Origin of the sequence: Vallitalea guaymasensis (assembly GCF_018141425.1) — a bacterium.
Lineage (GTDB): Bacteria > Bacillota > Clostridia > Lachnospirales > Vallitaleaceae > Vallitalea > Vallitalea guaymasensis.
Map to the genome: position 1 here is coordinate 1,922,040 of NZ_CP058561.1, position 19,058 is coordinate 1,941,097.

General features: G+C 28.3%; 17 protein-coding genes. All 17 read right to left on the reverse strand.

Annotated elements, in window-relative coordinates:
* Positions 1 to 18: 18 nt before the first annotated feature.
* The 17 genes from HYG85_RS08660 to HYG85_RS08740 all read right to left on the reverse strand — a co-directional run bounded on the left by HYG85_RS08660 (position 19) and on the right by HYG85_RS08740 (position 18,998).
* Positions 19 to 1,050 carry a radical SAM/SPASM domain-containing protein gene (locus HYG85_RS08660; RefSeq protein WP_212693122.1) on the reverse strand — a complete coding sequence of 344 codons (1,032 nt, stop codon included), beginning with the start codon at positions 1,048 to 1,050 and terminating at the stop codon, positions 19 to 21.
* A 24-nt stretch (positions 1,051 to 1,074) separates the two neighbouring features.
* Complete coding sequence (locus HYG85_RS08665) at positions 1,075 to 2,013, reverse strand: FkbM family methyltransferase (RefSeq protein WP_212693123.1); 939 nt, start codon at positions 2,011 to 2,013, stop codon at positions 1,075 to 1,077.
* A gap of 4 nt (positions 2,014 to 2,017) precedes the next feature.
* Positions 2,018 to 3,082, reverse strand: coding sequence for an NAD-dependent epimerase/dehydratase family protein (locus tag HYG85_RS08670; RefSeq protein ID WP_212693124.1), 1,065 nt, complete (start codon positions 3,080 to 3,082; stop codon positions 2,018 to 2,020).
* A 15-nt stretch (positions 3,083 to 3,097) separates the two neighbouring features.
* A complete protein-coding gene (locus tag HYG85_RS08675; protein WP_212693125.1) occupies positions 3,098 to 4,294 on the reverse strand; it encodes an FkbM family methyltransferase in 1,197 nt (398 codons plus the stop codon).
* Between the two features lie 26 nt (positions 4,295 to 4,320).
* On the reverse strand, positions 4,321 to 4,974 hold the full coding sequence (locus tag HYG85_RS08680; RefSeq protein ID WP_212693126.1) for an HAD hydrolase-like protein: 654 nt from the start codon (positions 4,972 to 4,974) through the stop codon (positions 4,321 to 4,323).
* 11 nt (positions 4,975 to 4,985) lie between these two features.
* Positions 4,986 to 6,773 (reverse strand): thiamine pyrophosphate-binding protein, encoded by a 1,788-nt coding sequence (locus HYG85_RS08685; protein ID WP_212693127.1) that lies wholly within the window; start codon positions 6,771 to 6,773, stop codon positions 4,986 to 4,988.
* 12 nt (positions 6,774 to 6,785) lie between these two features.
* Positions 6,786 to 8,300: an N-acetylneuraminate synthase family protein gene (locus HYG85_RS08690; protein ID WP_212693128.1), complete on the reverse strand. Its 1,515-nt coding sequence runs from the start codon at positions 8,298 to 8,300 to the stop codon at positions 6,786 to 6,788.
* Positions 8,301 to 8,349: 49 nt separating this feature from the next.
* Positions 8,350 to 9,129 carry a glucose-1-phosphate cytidylyltransferase gene (gene rfbF, locus HYG85_RS08695; RefSeq protein WP_212693129.1) on the reverse strand — a complete coding sequence of 260 codons (780 nt, stop codon included), beginning with the start codon at positions 9,127 to 9,129 and terminating at the stop codon, positions 8,350 to 8,352.
* Positions 9,130 to 9,194: 65 nt separating this feature from the next.
* Entirely contained in the window at positions 9,195 to 10,745 is a 1,551-nt protein-coding gene (locus HYG85_RS08700) for a tetratricopeptide repeat-containing glycosyltransferase family 2 protein (RefSeq protein ID WP_212693130.1), read from the reverse strand.
* 112 nt (positions 10,746 to 10,857) lie between these two features.
* The gene (locus HYG85_RS08705; protein ID WP_212693131.1) at positions 10,858 to 11,691 is read right to left on the reverse strand and encodes a flagellin N-terminal helical domain-containing protein; all 834 of its coding nucleotides are present in this window, start codon (positions 11,689 to 11,691) and stop codon (positions 10,858 to 10,860) included.
* A gap of 72 nt (positions 11,692 to 11,763) precedes the next feature.
* Positions 11,764 to 12,603 (reverse strand): flagellin N-terminal helical domain-containing protein, encoded by an 840-nt coding sequence (locus HYG85_RS08710; RefSeq protein ID WP_212693132.1) that lies wholly within the window; start codon positions 12,601 to 12,603, stop codon positions 11,764 to 11,766.
* Positions 12,604 to 12,793: 190 nt separating this feature from the next.
* Positions 12,794 to 13,018 carry a carbon storage regulator CsrA gene (csrA, locus tag HYG85_RS08715; RefSeq protein ID WP_212693133.1) on the reverse strand — a complete coding sequence of 75 codons (225 nt, stop codon included), beginning with the start codon at positions 13,016 to 13,018 and terminating at the stop codon, positions 12,794 to 12,796.
* A 1-nt stretch (position 13,019) separates the two neighbouring features.
* Positions 13,020 to 13,469, reverse strand: a complete 450-nt coding sequence (fliW, locus tag HYG85_RS08720; RefSeq protein ID WP_212693134.1) for a flagellar assembly protein FliW — start codon at positions 13,467 to 13,469, stop codon at positions 13,020 to 13,022.
* A gap of 222 nt (positions 13,470 to 13,691) precedes the next feature.
* Complete coding sequence (gene flgL, locus HYG85_RS08725; protein WP_212693135.1) at positions 13,692 to 14,990, reverse strand: flagellar hook-associated protein FlgL; 1,299 nt, start codon at positions 14,988 to 14,990, stop codon at positions 13,692 to 13,694.
* Positions 14,991 to 15,049: 59 nt separating this feature from the next.
* Complete coding sequence (gene flgK, locus HYG85_RS08730) at positions 15,050 to 16,747, reverse strand: flagellar hook-associated protein FlgK (protein ID WP_212693136.1); 1,698 nt, start codon at positions 16,745 to 16,747, stop codon at positions 15,050 to 15,052.
* Positions 16,748 to 16,757: 10 nt separating this feature from the next.
* Positions 16,758 to 18,374, reverse strand: coding sequence for a flagellar hook-associated protein FlgK (flgK, locus tag HYG85_RS08735; RefSeq protein WP_212693137.1), 1,617 nt, complete (start codon positions 18,372 to 18,374; stop codon positions 16,758 to 16,760).
* Between the two features lie 114 nt (positions 18,375 to 18,488).
* Positions 18,489 to 18,998: a flagellar protein FlgN gene (locus tag HYG85_RS08740; RefSeq protein WP_193774459.1), complete on the reverse strand. Its 510-nt coding sequence runs from the start codon at positions 18,996 to 18,998 to the stop codon at positions 18,489 to 18,491.
* Between the last annotated feature and the right edge of the window lie 60 nt (positions 18,999 to 19,058).

A 19,058-nucleotide genomic window follows, 5' to 3' on the forward strand; every position in this document is an offset into this window, starting at 1 on the left:
TAAAAATCTACTATTTTTTTATTTAAATTTATTAATAGAAACTCCCGTTAAATCATCTTCTGGTTGATCTCTTAAAGGTATTTCACAATTTTTACAGCTTTTATTTAAGTATCTTTTATTTTCTAATTGCATTTTTCTAAATTCATATAGTTTCTTGCCATTCCATATTTCTTCTAATGTATTTTCCATTACATTACCTATCTTTGTTGCTCTTAACCAATCTGCACAGCATACAACTACATCTCCATTACTTTTTACAGTTAAATGATCAAAAGGATATCTACATGCTTTGTATCTTTTATAATAGTATAACTCATGAATATTTTTATTGACTTCTAGACTATTTTCACCATACAAGTTTTTTAAAACATCTTCACCAAAATTTGAATTCATTGGTTTATCTATAAAAACCTCATCTACAATGTCTTGATAATTTTCTATAAATATTTTATTTTCTTCATCATTATATGTATCAATAATTTTAGCTTGTATAAAAGGTTTAACAGATTTAAGCTTATCTCTAATCTGTTTCAATTCACAAACATTATGTCTTATAGTTGATGGTGTTATATTTGATCCTGTAATGTGTTCATTCTTTTCTTTTATAACAGAATAAATAGAAATCCTTAAATAATCTAATCCATATTGAATCAATTCTTCAGACATTTGTTTATTTAACAAACTTCCATTAGTAGTAATTTCTATAACTTCACTTAAATTTTCTTCTTTAAGTTTTTTGACCATTTTACATATATTTTTATTTAATAAAGGTTCACCCATTGAATACAATTTTATAACCTTTAATTTTGAATTTCCCCATTGTTTAAGGTCTTCTACAATTTTATTAAAACATAAATTACTCATATTCAATAAAGGACCAGCCTTTTTCTTATAATTCTCAGAACTATGATGACACATAACACATTTAAAATTACATAAATTTGATGGTTCGATTGATATACAAAATGGTTTTTCCAAAGGTAAGACATCCTTTAAAACAGTCCTATTCTTTTTATACTTTACCGAAAAAGGTTTTAATTCATTAGACATGATATCATTCTCCTTTATTAATATCTAATACGCTAATTGTTTGATTATATTACTATGTTTATTTTGATGTAAGAAGAAATAATTTGTTTCTATTGTATTTTCATTAATAGTTTTTATTTGTTTTAATTGTTTATTATTTATTACAAAACATCTATAATCTATATTGCTAAAAAAATCTATTATTTTATTAGGGTGATATCCAAATTTAGCAGACCACTTTCTTAACATTTCAGAAAAAATAACAGGTTTAAATCTTGTAATAGCATCTAGACCTCCTTGATATACAAACAGTTCAGAACCTTCAACATCACATTTAATGAAATCTAATTTATTAATATTATTATCAGTTATGAATGTATCCATTTTTTTTACCTTACATTTAACTTTTTCTGTCAATTCATTTTGTCTTAGATCTATAATAGAAGAGGCTCCTGATTCAATCTTATTATAAAAAAATTCTAATACTTTATCATCATTATAAAATCCTAAATTATATATATTTTGCGTCATTAGACCATTAAGTTCTAAATTTCTTTTTAATTGGTTACAAGTTTTGTTAATAGGTTCAAATGAATATACCATACTATTTTTTATATTTTTCAAGATATTGATTGTATACCATCCTAAATTTGCTCCAACATCAAATATAATACTATTATCTTCAAGCATATTTATTATTTTTAATGACATTTCTAGTTCTTCTTGTTCATAGTTTCCATTATTTAAGATACTAACTATAACTGCACCAGCATCTGTTTCATTTAATTTCATCTTTAACTCATGATTATAGTTATTTATCGTAATAATTACTTCTTCTTTACCAATAATTATATTTTGGACTATACTTGACTGTAATAATTTTGTATAATCTATTAATATTTCGTGCATCTTAAATAACCTTTGACTATATTGTTTTTTGTCTAATTTTCCATTATTATAATCTTCTATTATTTCTTGCAACATTTAATCACTTCCTATAATTATTATAAAAACTTTCTACCGTTCTTTTAAATCCTTCATCTATACTTATTTTGGGAATCCATCCTAATTTATTAATTTTATTACTATCTAGTACTGTTAGACCTAAATTACTTTTATTAGTAGCTCGATTTATATCCTCCTCCTTACCAATAATTTTCAGTTTTTTCTCCTTAAATACTTTATTGACTAAAATATCTGCTAATTCATTAATTGATACATAACAATTGTTATTTACAACATTGTATGCTTCACCAGAATTACCTTTAAATAAAACTAGGTAAAAAGCAACAATCGCATCAGCAATATAACAAAATGGTCTTTTAGCTTTTCCGCTACTCCTAATAATTAAATTCTCGTCATTTATTATATTTCTTACAAAATCTGAGAACACTCGACCATCGTATAAATTTATTCCTGGTCCATAAGTATGACCTATTCTAACTATTTTTGATGGTATACTAAATTGTTTGTAAAAACAATAACACATATTTTCTCCCATTTTTTTTCCTTCAGCATAGCAACTATTAATATTTAATGGATTCAATGAATAATAATGATTTTCTTTTACTGGTTCAATAGCACAACTAATATCTCCATAGACAGCTCCACTACTTAAAAACAAAAAGCTTTTAATTTTTTTTCTTTTAGCGAAATTCAACAAATTATATGTACCTATAGTATTAGCACTTAATGTTCCAACTGGATCAATTTTAAAACTTTCTGTATTAGCTTGACTAGCAGCGTGAATAATATAATCAATTTTATCATCTATATAAATATTATCTTCAACATTTTGTACAATTATTTCAAAGTATTTTTTATCAATATATCTGCTAAATTTCTTTTTTAAATCTATTTCATTCCTTGATAATGCAAATATTTTACAGTAATCTTTATCCAAAATATTATTATTTATGTACATTAATAATTCAACCATATATCTTCCTAACAGTCCATTTGCTCCTGTTATTAAAAATGTATTTCCTTTAAACATTTCAACATCTATATATTTAATAATATATTCCATATCTTTTAATATAATATGATTCATAATATAACTCTCCAATTATATAATATTACATAAACTTTTTAATACCCTATTCTCAGGTATAGCATATAAAACAGTGTCCCAACAGTCTCCAGTATATTGCCTTAAATAAAACCTATATTCTTTATTTATAGAATAAATTAATAAAGGTATTTCCCATAAGTCACTCTGATTATGATATACACTAATTGCTAATATAGGTTTAAAATTTTTAATAACTTCCTTAGCACCCAATAGAGCTTTAAATTCAAATCCTTCAATATCCATCTTAATTATTGTAGGTGGATTGTATTTTTTTGTCTTAATAAAATCATTTATTGTTATACTTCTTACTTTACAGTTACCTTCTTTCACTATTAATGAACTTTCATCATTATTGGATTGGAATAACAAAGCACCATCCTTATCTCCAACTGCACATTCAAAAACATTTACTCTTCTCTTAAATTCATCATTTTTTGAATTAACAAATCTAATAATCTTTTTATAATTATTGGGGTCTGGCTCGAATGCTATTATCTTTTTAAAACGATTTTTGCTTTCTTTAATAATCTGTTTAATGGTATCCCCATCATAAGCTCCACAATCATATATTATATCATCATCTTTTAATTTATATATATCGTGCTCAAAATACTGAGGATAGTCAACTTTTATAAATTCATCCCAGTTATTATGGTAGAGTCTCCATTTTATTTGATTATAGTATTCTTTTTCAGATTTTATGTCTTTAAATAAATCATATGCTTTTAAAATTTTATCTTTTTCATCAATAATTTTGCTAGGTATATCTAAACAATAATGAGGTAAAAATACACTTGGATACTGATTATATAATTTTGTTATGTCAACGACATTTTTAAAACCTAAGTTATTTAAATTATTTATAATAGTTTTAACACGTGCTTTCTCACCATAAGAAGCGCTCCATATAGATAAGACTACTAGAACATCATTACCATATGATTCTATTAATTGATTTATACTTAATACATCAATACCTTTCTTAAATAATCTACTTTGGCTAGGACTACTATCTCCAATAGCTAATGGCTTAATACCCAAAGTGGTTAATCCTTCCAATGTTTTTTCACCTAATAAGCCAGCACCATATAAAATAAATGGTTCTTTATCAAATTCATATTTTTTGAAATTACTAGTTTTAGTTAAAAGCGTAAGTAATTTATTGGAGTAGATCTTTTCGCTACTTTTCATATAAAAATTTATACTCCTTTCAATGTTTAATTAGATACTCTTATATAATTAAGTATATCTTTAAGACTATTAATTGTTAAACAAGCTCCCTCTTCTAACAAATCTTTATTCTTCCCATATCCATAATTAACACCTATACATTTAATATCGTTATGTTTTGCTGCAATAATATCTTCACATCTATCTCCTACCATTATAGTCTCTTCTTTAATTAATTCATGTTTATTAACCAATCTTTCTATCCTATTTGCTTTATTTAAATCTTTACCATTAATCATTATTCCAGATATATCTTTAAAATAATTTATCATCTGTAATTTTTCTGTTATATCAATTACAAACATATGTGGTTTTGAAGTAACTATATATAAATTAATATCTTCCTCATAAAGGTTTATAAGTGTTTCACTAACCCCCGGATACATTTCTAATTCTCTCAAACCATCATTAGAATATCTTTCTCTAAAATAATTAGTACACTTTAATACTAATTCATCATCATTTGTTTTCAACAATATTTCTAGCATTCTTGGAAGTGGCGGTCCTATTACTCCTCTAATTTCTTGATCAGTAACCCTAGGAATATTTAATTTATCAAATGCATAATGCATTGATTTTATTATTCCTTCACTTGTATCTACTAATGTGCCATCAAAGTCAAAAATTATATTATTAATCATCCTATTAGCTCCTAATCACATAACATATTATTTGTAAATTCTTCTTCTTCTAAAAATGGCCATAAATCTTCCATTGGCTTTGTAATCATAGAACCATTTGGTAATTTAACCGATTTTACTCTTGGCATAGTCTGTTGTAAAGGATTTATCATTAAATCACATATAACTGGTCCTTCAATATTTAATACTTCAGCAACTTTTTCTTCTAGCTCTGAATTGTCATTGATTCTTACATTTCTTATATTATAAGCATCGGCTACTTTACATATATCTGGTAATGAGACCTCACTATTTTTCTCACTTCCAACATAAAAGCTATCAAAATAATTTCTTTGCATATTTGTAATAGCAGCATAACCATCATTATTGAAAATAAATATTTTTAAAGGCAAATTATGCCTTCGTAGAGTTTCTATCTCTTGAATATTAAATTGGAAACCTCCATCACCATTAATACAAATAGTCCTTTTTTTATTACTAGCAATACATGCCGCTATACTAGCTGGAAGTCCAAATCCCATTGCACCAAATCCCTCATTATTGAATAATCTTTGTCCTTTTTTTATTTTAAAAGCTTGCATTGTTATTTCACTACAACTTCCTGAACTACCTGGAACAATTATATCTTTTTCATTTAGTAATGTACTTAACACTTCTATAAAACAGTAAGGATTAACATATTCTTTTTGATTCCAATATTGATCTAGTATAACTGGATATTTATGTTTTATTAAATTACAATATTTTAGCCATTCTTTTCTATCTACATCCTTAATCTTACTTACATTTGACAATAATTCTTTAATAAATATCTTAGCATCACTTACTAGTTTTATCTCTAGCTGCATGTTCATTTTATTTATTTCATTACTATCTATATCAATCATAACTTTTTTTGCAGCTTTAGCAAAATTTTTATGATTATAAGCTGTTTGCCCAAGATCTAATCTAGCTCCTATGACTACCAGTAAATCACAATTCTGTTGAATAAAATTTGCTGCTCTTTGCCCAATAGCACCAGGTCTCCCATAATAATTAGTATCATTTTCATCAAAAAAATCAATTGCCTTCCATGTTGTTAATACAGGTATATTTAATAAATTAACTAATTTTAAAAACTCCTGTTCTGCATTAGCTAATCTTATTCCGTTACCTGCCAAAATACATGGTCTCTTAGAATCGTTTAATAAAGTTACTAGTTTATCTAATTTATTAGATGTGAGTTTATCATCGTGTATTTTAGCCTTAGGTTTATATTCTATTAAAGCACTTTCATCAATCATACTGGCTTGTATATCTAATGGTATATCAATCCAAACTGGACCAGGTCTACCTTCCTTAGCAAGATAAATAGCTTTTTCTAAATGATATTTAATCATTTTGGGATCATCAACAGTAACCGCATATTTTGTAATAGGATTTACAATAGAAGTAATATTAATCTCTTGAAATCCCATCTGTCGAACACCGTATTTTTTACCTAAGTCTTGTCTCTTAACTTGTCCTGATATAATAAGACATGGTGTAGAGTCTACATAAGCTGCAGCTATACCTGTAATCGCATTAGTACCTCCTGGACCCGTAGTTACTAATCCTACTCCAATATGATTAGTATATTGCCCATAAGCTTCTACTGCAATAGAAACTGCTTGTTCATTTAAATTGCATATATAATCTATTTTGTTAGATCTACCTATAGAATCTACTAAATGCATACATCCACCACCCGATATCATAAATAGGTGTTTAACTCCTAATTCTTCTAAAAAACTTACAACATACTCTGATAATTTTATCATAATAATACTCCTTTAATTAAGCATTTCTTTAGTTATGTATACAGTAGTTTTTCTAGGATTAACAAAACCATTTGACGTATAATAAGAATCATTAATAAAATGTGTTGTAGAAATTTCTTCAAAGACACACCCATTTTGGGAGCTAAAACTATGTTTAACACCACGTTCAATTACAATAGATTGTCCTGGCATTATTACATATTCTTTATTATTGAGATTGCAAATTAATTCACCATATAGAACATTAAATGTTTCTTCTTTCATTTTATGATAATGTTCTGGATGCTCTTGGTTAGGTAATGATACTAATACTTTCTTACAATATTCTCTATTAATACAATTGATAATTGCTACACCTACTCTTTCAAATTGATCAACTCCATAATGATGTGATATCTCACATGTACTATTTAGAGGAATAATTACTCCACTTTTTTTTAAAATTCTTATTATTTTATTGACATTTTCTATAATTATGTTCTGTTTATTTATTTTTATTACATCGTTTATCATGATAGGTTGATCATTATCTATAAAATTTGTTGTGACTTGAAATTCATTATATTTAGAAAAATCATCCACCAATACTTGCTTATCAATACTTGGAAAAGCAAAATATACATCTTGTGTGTTTATTTTTTCACCTTTTTCATATTTTCTTTTAACAAACGCACCTCGCTTAAGTGATAATAGTGAATCTTTTTCTTTCTCCCTAAAAGTATATCTTTTTCCCTGAATCCCACACATTTTATAAGCTTTTAACGCACTCTCCAACCATTCTCTTACTTGGTCAGGAGTAGCTGAATATTTGTTTAGCTTTAATTCACCACATTCAATACCTACATGTTTTTCAAAAATCTCTGCTCCTTTTCCTACTGCGACCTTAATCGGATCAATATCTGTTGGATCCTCATGAGTAGAAAATCCTATAACATTATCTTTAAATTTATATTTAAGCAAATCAATCTGATTTAATTGTAAATTATCACTTTCTGTTGGATATTCTGCAACACAATGCATTAAAGCAATTTCAATATTTCTATGTTTAAAGAATTGAACAACTCTTTCAATATCCTTTATATCAACACCAGCAGTTGAAGCAATCACAGGTCTATTGGCATTTGCTATTCGTTCTAATAAAGGCCAATCTTTGAAAGAGCAACTTGCTATTTTAATAATTTTATATTTATGTTGTTTTATTAATTCAACTGATTCTTCGTCAAAAGGTGTACATATAGTATAAAATCCTTGTTGTTCTACTTCATCTAATAATAATTTAAATTGTTCTTTATTTAATCTAGTATCCTTAAATCTTTTTACGTTTTTTAAATCTTCTCTATTAGAATATGAAGAATGAATAAAGGTATCTAAATCTCTATATTGAAATTTAAAACCAAAATTAAAATATTGTTCATATTTATTGCAAACTTGTTTTATACTTTTAATAATTTTTAATCCATGGGCTACATCACCTTGATGATTGTTGGCAATCTCAAAAATAAACAATGGTTTATTAAAAATATTCATATATATATCCTCCTAAATAAACTTAAATGTATCTATTTAATTATATTTACTAACTCCAAATCTTCCATTTTGCACTATTTTCTCTCCATGATTTCTCTAATAACCCTTTATCCCTCTGCGTATCCATACATTGCCAAAAACCATAATGTTTATAAGCATTAAGTTTACCTTTTTTTGCTAAATCCTCTAATGGTCTTCTTTCAAAAATTGTTTCATCTCCTTCTATATAATTAAACACTTCTGGCTCTACAACCATAAATCCACCGTTAATCCATCCACCATCTTCCTTAGATTTTTCCACAAATTTATTTATACCATTTGTTGTATCATTAATATCAAGTACACCAAATCTTCCCCCAGGTTGTATAGCTGTCATTGTAAGATATCCATTTGATTTATCATGGTATTTTTCAAGCTCGTTAATATTTATATCAGAAACTCCATCCCCATAAGTAAGCATGAATCGTTCATTTCCAACATATTTTTTAATTCTTTTTATTCTACCACCTGTCATGGTATGAAGTCCAGTATCAACCAACGTAACTTTCCATGGTTCTGATACATTATTATGTATAGTCATCTTATTTTCATTTTTGAAATCAAATGTTATATCTGATGTATGTAAATAATAATCCGCAAAAAATTCTTTAATTAAATATCCTTTGTAGCCTAAACAAATAATAAAATCATTGTACCCATAATGACTATAAATCTTCATAATGTGCCAAAGAATTGGTCTCTCTCCTATCTCAATCATTGGTTTAGGTTTCAAGTGACTTTCTTCGCTTATTCTCGTTCCAAAACCCCCTGCTAAAATTACTGTTTTCATGATATTCCTCCTTATGTCGGTTCCATTGACTTCACGAAGTATTGCCTATTATTTATAGATAACTTTTAGTTGATTTCTATACTATTTAAAATATCATTAATTTTATCTATACTCATTTCATCATTTGTACTATTCAATGATTTTTTATAATACTCTATTGCCAATTCATTCTGTTTATTGTATTGGTATAAATACCCTAAATTATATAATAAATCGAAATAATTTTCATCTTTGGAAAGTCCTTCTTTTAATATTCTCTCTGCATCTTCCATTTTTCCTTCCATTATAGCTATGACACCTTTAATGGAATAGACATCTATATCATAATTAACTATCTTTTCATATTCTAGAATTAATTCTTTAGCCGCTTCTAATTTACCGTCTTCTACTAAAGTAGTTATATTATTTTTAACATTATCTTTATTTCTAAAAAACTCACTACCCAAATATGAACCATCTGAATTTTTGTTATTAATAATCTGCTCCAATTTCTCTATTTCGTAATCTCTCTTTTCTTCTTTTAACAATACAAATAATTCTTCTATCCCAACATTATGTATATTTCTATTATCTAAAACAGCCTCTTTCAGCTTATCAATTGATTCATTTTTTTTATTTTGTAGTAATAGCACTTTACTCCATTGAATCTTAGGAAGAAAACTGCCTGTTCCATATCTTGATACACCTTTTTCATATTCACCAATATTAATTGCTTTATCAAAATATTCAATTGCTAAATCATGTTCATCTATCTTACCATAGGCTATACCACAGTAATAGTATATATCAGGTATTTTTCCTATGTATATATCCTTAGATACTTCATTTACAAGATTTATAATCTGGTTATAATTTTCAAGTGCCATCATACACTTTATTAATTCTAATACCAAGTTATCATGAAAACTATATCTTTTCTTATTAGTTAATTCATTACTCTTTAGAAAATCGTCAACAGCTGTATCAAAGTTCCCACTTATCATCTCCATAACCCCTTTGTTATACCAATGAAAAGGATTATTAGGTTCTATCTTTATTTGTTTTTTTATAATATCCATATTTCTTTTTTCTTTATCTTTTCTATTATAAATTGACTTATAATAGCCATAATGGTATATCTTACATATTTTACCATCTATAACTTTACCGGCATAATTTTTATCATTAATATGTAACTGTTCATGTATAGCTCCAGTATAATGTGGTTTATTATTTTTAAATAATCTAATCATAACAGACGTAACTTCTATATTATCATTATTCATTAAATTATATATAGGAATTATAAATGCTTGTTCTATGGTATTATTAATTATACCTTCTAATTCAATTCTGTCAGCAAACAGTCTCTCATCAGCATCTAATATAATAATCCAATCACCTGAAGCATATTTCATAGATAAATTTCTAGCTTTACTAAAGCTATTTTCCCACTTATGATGTATTATCTTAACACATGTATTTTCATTAGAATACTTATCTAATAACTCAACTGTTTTATCAGCAGAACCAGTATCAACCACTATAGCTTCATCAACAACCTTCATAGCACAATCTAAACAATTAATTATATTTTCTTCTTCGTTTTTAACTATCATACAAAGACTTATTTTCACTATAATTAGCCTCCTCTAAATATAAACCTTCTAGAATAATTATTAGCTATTAAAATAGCCAGTGGAATTATCCCCTGACTACTTTAATAATAAAAATTTTAGTACTATTGTACTATCTTAATAATTGAAGAACACCTTGTGGATTTTGATTAGCTTGTGCTAACATTGATTGTGCTGCTTGCATTAAGATATTTTGTTTTGTAAAATTCATCATTTCTTTAGCCATATCTACGTCTCTTACTCTTGACTCTGCAGCTTGAAGATTTTCTGATGTATTATCTACATTTTTAATAGTATGTTCTAATCTATTTTGTACAGCACCTAACTTTGATCTTTCAGTTGAAACTTTTTGAAGAGCTGTATCTATAGTGGTTGTTAATCCACTAATTGCTGTTGCTGTTGTTGCATTTGAAACTGAAGTTGCAATATTATCAACACCTATAGCTCCTGCACTCATAGCAGCTACATTAAATCCAATAAACTGTGCATCATTAGCTCCAACTTGTAGTGTTATTGCTGTTGTTGCAAAACTACCATCTAATAACTTCTTCTTATTAAATTCTGTTTTATTAGTAATTTCTGTTATTTCTGTTGTTAATTGACTTAACTCATCTTTAATATTTTGTCGTTCTTCACCAGAGTTTGTATCATTAGCAGCTTGAACAACTAACTCTCTCATTCTTTGTAGCATTGCGTGAGTCTCTGTAAGTGCTCCTTCAGCAGTTTGAATTAATGAAATACCATCTTGTGCATTTCTTGATGCTTGATTAAGTCCTCTAATTTGTCCTCTCATTTTTTCTGAGATTGCTAGACCTGCTGCATCATCTCCAGCACGATTAATTCTCATACCTGATGATAATTTTTCTGTTGATTTTGCTTGGTTTGTTCCTATTGCTCCCATTTGTCTATGAGTGTTCATAGCTAACATATTGTGGTTAATAATCATAATATTACCTCCTTGAATTTAGAAATGACCTTCCTTTGTCATTTATTTTTTATATATTTATCTCTTATATAATTATCTTAATAATTGAAGAACACCTTGTGGATTCTGATTAGCTTGTGCTAACATAGATTGTGCTGCTTGCATTAAGATATTTTGTTTTGTAAAATTCATCATTTCCTTAGCCATATCTACGTCTCTTACTCTTGATTCCGCAGCTTGAAGGTTCTCAGATGTATTATCTACATTTTTGATAGTATGCTCTAATCTATTTTGTACAGCACCTAATTTTGATCTCTCAGTTGAAACTTTTTTAAGAGCTGTATCTATAGTATTAGTTAATGCACTAATATCCGAAGCTAGAGTAGCTGTACCAACAACTTGTCCAATACTTGCAGAAGTTACACCTAATGAATCTGCATTCATTGTAGCAATATTAAACCCTATGAATTGTGCATTATTAGCTCCTACTTGAAGTGTTATTGCAGTTGTTGCATAACTACCATTTAATAACTTTTTCTTGTTAAATTCAGTTTTTGTAGTTATTTGAGTAATTTCTGTAGATAACTGATCTAATTCAGCTTGAATATTATCTCTTTCTTCATCAGAGTTTGTATCGTTAGCTCCTTGAACAACTAACTCTCTCATTCTTTGTAACATAGCATGAGTTTCAGTTAAAGCTCCTTCAGCAGTTTGAATCAATGAAATACCGTCTTGAGCATTTCTTGAAGCTTGATTTAATCCTCTGATTTGTCCTCTCATTTTTTCTGAGATTGCAAGACCAGCTGCATCATCACCAGCACGGTTAATTCTCATACCTGATGACAATTTTTCTGTTGATTTTGCTTGGTTTGTTCCTATTGCTCCCATTTGTCTATGAGTATTCATAGCTAACATATTGTGATTAATAATCATAGTTAATTCCTCCTTGAATTTTACATGACCTTCCTTTGTCATTTTATTAATTTTTATAAAAAGTCTGGGCCCAACTTAAATGACTTTTTATAGTCTCATTTAATATATCGGTAATATTTTAAACAACTTTATACTTTTATACATATTTTTATAGAATTATTATATAAACTTGTAGGTTATTGTTAATATATCACTCAAACATTTTCTTTAGAATATCTGTTGCATCATTTGAAGTTTCCATCGCCTTTTTATTCTCTTCCTGAATTTGCAAATAAATCTCTTTTCTATGTACAGATACATTTTTAGGTGCTTTTATTCCAATCCTTACACCATCTTTAAAAACCTCAAGAACAACTAACTCAATATCATCCCTAATAATAATACCTTCACCCTTTTTCCTAGATAATGCTAGCATATCATTCACCCACCTTTTGCTTTAATTGTTTTAAGGGTTCATATAGATTATGCTTAATTTCGTATTTATCGCTATCTAGTATAACTTGAATACCTTTTTTAGTCTTAGTGTTAATGATGATTGGTGCTTTTAAATTAGTAGTCATCTTTTCAATATCTGTTGGAACTACAATTATAGTATATAAAAGTAAATCTTCCTCTTTCAAGTCTCCAATGCGTAAAATCATTTCATCATTAACTTCTGGAGCATAATCTGGAAATACCAATGGTGTGCATATCATTGGCAAAACTATATCCTTATCTTCTATTGACTGTAACCAACAAAAAATGTCATTCTCGTGTATAATAGTGAATTTGTGATATTCAGTAAATCCAAATATTCCTTCATCAAACGTATTAATGTGTTCCTTATCAACTTCTATTTTACCAAAATGCTTTGTATCAACTAGCATTCTACCACCCCTTATGAGTTTATTTATAACATGAAACTTTTTATCTAGGAATAAATAAGTAATTCATACAAAATATACCATAATATTATTATATCATTCATTATTTAACATATAAAGATATAAAATATAAATTATCTTGGTATTATATTCCACTTGATAATACTATAGACGCATATCTTCATGCGTCTATAGTGTATATTAAAATATTTATCTTACAATTATCTACCTAATAAAGTCTAACAAAGTAGTCTGTATTATCTTAGTTGATGACATTAATGCTGCGTTATAAACCATTTCCTGAGATTTCATTTTCATAATTACTTCTGCAACATCAATATCTTCATTTTGAGACATCAAATCAGTAAAGTTAACTTTATCATCTTCCAAACGATTAATTGTTAAATCCATTCGATTAATTCTAGTACCTAAATCAGCTTCTTGTTTAAGCAGACCATTTTTATGTTTATCAATCTTACCTATCAACTGATTAAACTTATCTCCTAGACTATCTTTTAATAAATCATCATATTTAGAACCATCTTTTGATACTTTACCAACTTCATTTATCATCTCTTCTAAATCTCTCATTAGGTCAACAGTGACTAAATCTTTTCCCAAGGAATTAATTGGAACACTTTGATTATAGCTTACTTGGTAACTGATATTGTCTCTTTGATTTTTATAATCAACATTATTATAATCAGTACATTCAAAATAATGTATTGGGTTAATATCATTTTTTTCAAACTCATCTTTGTTGTATTCAAATTCTATACTTCCAGATATATCCCCATCGGCTTTATCCTTAGAATTAAATATTAATTCTCCTGTATCTTTTAGAAAATTTACTGTTCCCTCTGCTGGTTCATAAGCATTAGTTGTATTAGAATCCATAGTAACTACATTTAATGATCCTATATTAGTAGTAACACCATCTTTTATATTTGAATACCCCAACCTTATCCTATCCACATTAATTACTCTTGGATTAGGAGTATCATCTATTATCTTTTCAATGGTTTCAACATCATCACTATTAAATTTTTCTTTTATTTTATAATTTTTACCACTCACTGCTTCAGTAAACGTCAAAGGCTGATCCGTCTTATACCCAGTAAAAACATGTCTACCAGCGTAATCTACATTTCCCTCATTAGCAAGTTGGTCTTTTAGCTGCTTCAATGAAGTAATAATACTTTCTCTTTCTCCAATACCTAGAGGATCATTAGAAGCTTGTACAGATAAATCCCTAGCTTTTTTTACGATTTCAATAATATTGGAGATAGAATTTTCGGTAACTGTCATCCAAGATATTGCATCCTTGGCATTTGATTTGTACTGTTCTACCTCTCTAACGCTAGTTCTGAACTTCAATGCTCTAACTGCAACTATTGGGTCATCAGAGGGCTTTTGAATCTTTTTACCTGTAGCTAATTGTGTTTCATAAATACTATAAGCATATTTACTTCTATTAAGACTTAAAAGTATATTATTTGCTACCATATTATTCGTTATTCGCATTTAGATTACACCTTCCTTATCTATATCATAATCACACTTTTTTATTAAACCACTTATAATTAGTTAGCTCCCATTCTATTGATTGTTACATCATATATCTCATCAAATACCCGTATCATTTGTGCTGATATAACATAAGCTTGTTGAAACTTAATAATATTAGTTGTTTCTTCATTGAGGTCAACGCCAGAGTATGATAATCTCTGATTATTAATCATCAAGTTAAGATCGACTTGACCTTTTTCAAAACTGGCTGCTTGACTTTTATCTATTCCTAACTCCCCTATCAAGGCTTGAATATAGTTACCTGGTTCACCGGTTTTGAACATATCATTATCATGTTTTAAGTCGAGCATTCTTTTAATAATATCGTTATCACTTTCACCTGAAGTTGGATCGGAACTTGTTAATAACTTATCTATGTCCGATGCTATTTCTGAGGAGAATTGGAAATTATCAATAGTCATTTTACTATAATCAACAACATCTCCAGGATTGTAATCTTTGAAAGTAAATAATGGACCACCAGTACCATTATTACCACCTCTATGTATTTCATTGAATTTCTCAGCAACAGTCCTTACAAAGTTATTTAATCTTTCCGTATAGTATGAGATTCCTTTGTATTTGAGATCTTCTCCCATACTAACATTTTTAGCTCCTGCTGGTGCATTTGAAGCTAATGTAAAAGTCACCTCATTATTTCCTTTATCATATGTAAAACTGTCATACTTATATACTACACCATCAATTTTAATTTCGCCTTTATCTGGTAAATCAGCTCTATTAACATTACTGACTGTAATAATATTACTAGCTGCAGTTAATGAATTTATTACACCTTTAAAATTATTACCATTATTCCCATCTCTCATATCAATATACCCTTTTAACTCACCTTCAAGCTCAGGGTCTGTCATATCGAATTTATTCCCATTTGCCCAGTATATATCGTATAATCCTGGTTCATCTTCTGGGTTATTAAGATGTTCTCTTGATTTAGTTTCTAATAGATTTACCTTAGTTCCTTCAACAAGCTTTTGTCCGTTGGCTAAAACTGAGAAAGTCTTCTTACCATTAACATCTACACGTTCATCCACCTTAACATTTATTATGTGTGATAACTCATCTACTATAAGTGCTCTTTTATCTCTTAGGTCATTTGCCTCTGCACCTGAGAACTCAACATTTTCTATTTGTTCGTTAAGAGTGGCTAACTGGTTAGCACAATAATTAATCTGGTCTACCTTAGTTTTTATTGAGAAATTTGCTTCTCTTTGGAAAGACCTCATTTTGTCTCCAATATCATTGAAAAATCTAGAAAAACTCTTAGCCATATCAATAAAATTAATTTTATAAGATTCATTTGATGGATCTGTAGATAATTTCTGCAATGAATCAAACATATCATCAAACTGTTTTGATATACCTGTATCTTTTATCTCATTAAGAATTGTTTCTATACTGCTTGTCTGTGAATTTTTTACCGTATACTCTCCAAGATGGCTGGAATTGCTCCAAAACTTAGTATCTAGGTACTTATTTCTGTATTGACTGATTTTTAATATTTCAGAACCAGTACCCATCATTCCAATACCATTGTTAGGTAACGGTCTGCAAGCTGATTGAACACCGAATTGCCTGCTGTAACCAGGAGTTTGAGCATTAGTAATATTATGATTAGTTATATCTAACCATGTCCTTGCTGTAAATAAACCTTGTGTTGCCACATTTAATCCAAAAAATGACGATTGCATTTAACTCCCCCTATCTTCCTACAAGACCTAATCTATTAATAACTTGTTCTAACATCTGATCTACTACAGTTACAACTCTTGCAGATGCATTATATGCATGCTGATATTTCATCATATTACCTAATTCCTCATCAGATGATACACCCATAAGAATGCTTCTTTGATTATCTATCTGTGCGATAAGTATTTGTTGATTCTGCATTTGTGTCTTGGTAACTTTTCCTACATTACCTATATCTCCAACAAAGCTCACATAATATTCATTTATATTTAATTTCGAATCAGAACCAGGATATTCATTTAAAAATGGATCTTGCCATCTAGCTTTAATTTCTTCTACAACATCATTATTTTGAACCTCACCTTGAACTCTAGTAATACATATTTTATCATAATCATTTAATACTTCAGGGTTGATTTCTAGATTACCAGCTGAATATAATGAATTCGGATTTGTACTAACTTCATCAATGTATGAACCACTACCATCATACCTATCCATATGCTTTCTCTTAAAAATCTCTATATCCCTAGAACCATCTAACCCAAAAGGACCATCCTTTGTTGTAGGTGCTATAGTATCATTAACAACGGTTACAAGACGATGAACAAATAAATCAAATTTAGCTTGAGTCCTCATAATAACAGAAGGCTTTACATTATCATTGAAATTATTTTCATCCTCTGTATCTTTAAAATTAGCTCGTCTAGTTCCTCTTGATAGTAATATTCCTTTTAGAGAACCCCTATCATTTTCTTTTTCTGGTGAAATTTCTGTATCTAAATTGAATACTCTTTTACCAGTTGCTTTCCATATAGGAGATACTAGAGGACTGTTAGGTACAGCTTGTTCAAGCTCAATTTTGTTCACATTACCCACCGATACAAAATCAAAACCTTCAGCTTTAACTATAACATTTCCAAGCTTGTCTTCTTTGTAAGTTATATCAATGATATTTGCTAATTTGTCTAAAGCATTGTTCCTTGCATCTCTATAATCGTTAGCATTGTCACCATTTATTTCATATTTAACGATTTTATCATTAAGCATACTTATTTCTTCGCCTAATCTATTTATCTCATCTACTTTGTCAGTAACCTGTTTATTAAGATTCATTTGATATTCATCTAATTGTTCCATAATAAGATTAGCTTTATTTACAAATAGAACAGCACTTTGAACAAATGTACCTCTTGCTTCTTTCCCATCAGGATGCTTAGAGAGTTCATTAAGGGATTTCCAGAACTTTTCAAGTATCTTTTCCATACTTTCCCCTTCTGTTTCTCCTAGAATTGTTTGTATCTCATCTAAAGCATCTGCACCTGAATTATAATATCCGTACCTACTTACTTCATTTCTGAATGCTCCGTCAAGAAACATATCTCTAACTTGACGTAAAGCCTGTACATCTGTACCCATACCGACCATTAGGTTACTATATCCATTGCTACCTATTTTTATATAAGTTGAATCTTTCATTAGGACTTGTTGTCTAACGTAACCTGGTGTATTAACATTAGCCATATTATGTGCAGTTGCTTGTAATCCATATTGACTAGCTTGTAATCCTGATATGGCTCTAGATAAACTACTTATTGACGACACATTATCACCTCTACTGTTCATTCACTGTTATTTTATCCTTCGTAGTTAAGTATTAAGAGTTATAAGCTAAACCATATCAATAATCTAGGCTTATACCTCTTAATACTCAACTATGTTTATCTATTTAGTTATCCATTACTGTTTAGCATCAAAGAATCTTCTACCATCTTGCGAATTATATATATTACCTTGGGCTTCATAGTTGCTATTTGTCATAGAACTCTCACTTTGAATAGCATTCATTGTAAAATCAATATAATCAAGTGATTCCTTTAATAAAATCTTATTTCTATCATTAATTATCTGTAGATTTTCAACTACATCTTTAATATCCTCTTTAAGACTGCTTAACTGAGTATGTTCTTTTTCCTGTTTGGCTAGTAGAACCGCTAAATTATTTATAGTTAATTCATCAGGATTCTTGTTAGTTACTATAGCGATATCATTAATTATTTCTTCTCTTTTCTTATCTATTCTAAGAACACGTGAAGCCATTTGCTGTTCTTCCTTAGTCAATTCATTAAGAGAAGAGATATCACCTTTTATAATAAATTCTGTTTTTGTTTCACCTATTGTTAGTAATCTGTTGTAACATTGTTTTTCTTCTTCTAGAGTTGTTATCAAATCTTCTATTAAACTAGCCAATGTGCTCAATCCTTTCAAAATATTAAACATCTAACACTTATCAGTTAGAATAATACTCTA

Excerpts from the sequence above, each read along its gene's own strand:
- HYG85_RS08680 (WP_212693126.1), bottom strand. The coding sequence starts at position 4,974 with ATGATTAATAATATAATTTTTGACTTTGATGGCACATTAGTAGATACA.
- HYG85_RS08675 (WP_212693125.1), bottom strand. The coding sequence starts at position 4,294 with ATGAAAAGTAGCGAAAAGATCTACTCCAATAAATTACTTACGCTTTTA.
- flgK (WP_212693136.1), bottom strand. The coding sequence starts at position 16,747 with ATGCAATCGTCATTTTTTGGATTAAATGTGGCAACACAAGGTTTATTT.
- csrA (WP_212693133.1), bottom strand. The coding sequence starts at position 13,018 with ATGCTAGCATTATCTAGGAAAAAGGGTGAAGGTATTATTATTAGGGAT.
- fliW (WP_212693134.1), bottom strand. The coding sequence starts at position 13,469 with ATGCTAGTTGATACAAAGCATTTTGGTAAAATAGAAGTTGATAAGGAA.
- HYG85_RS08665 (WP_212693123.1), bottom strand. The coding sequence starts at position 2,013 with ATGTTGCAAGAAATAATAGAAGATTATAATAATGGAAAATTAGACAAA.
- HYG85_RS08710 (WP_212693132.1), bottom strand. The coding sequence starts at position 12,603 with ATGATTATTAATCACAATATGTTAGCTATGAATACTCATAGACAAATG.
- flgL (WP_212693135.1), bottom strand. The coding sequence starts at position 14,990 with ATGCGAATAACGAATAATATGGTAGCAAATAATATACTTTTAAGTCTT.
- rfbF (WP_212693129.1), bottom strand. The coding sequence starts at position 9,129 with ATGAAAACAGTAATTTTAGCAGGGGGTTTTGGAACGAGAATAAGCGAA.
- HYG85_RS08705 (WP_212693131.1), bottom strand. The coding sequence starts at position 11,691 with ATGATTATTAACCACAATATGTTAGCTATGAACACTCATAGACAAATG.
- HYG85_RS08670 (WP_212693124.1), bottom strand. The coding sequence starts at position 3,082 with ATGAATCATATTATATTAAAAGATATGGAATATATTATTAAATATATA.
- HYG85_RS08660 (WP_212693122.1), bottom strand. The coding sequence starts at position 1,050 with ATGTCTAATGAATTAAAACCTTTTTCGGTAAAGTATAAAAAGAATAGG.
- HYG85_RS08690 (WP_212693128.1), bottom strand. The coding sequence starts at position 8,300 with ATGAATATTTTTAATAAACCATTGTTTATTTTTGAGATTGCCAACAAT.
- flgK (WP_212693137.1), bottom strand. The coding sequence starts at position 18,374 with ATGAACAGTAGAGGTGATAATGTGTCGTCAATAAGTAGTTTATCTAGA.
- HYG85_RS08685 (WP_212693127.1), bottom strand. The coding sequence starts at position 6,773 with ATGATAAAATTATCAGAGTATGTTGTAAGTTTTTTAGAAGAATTAGGA.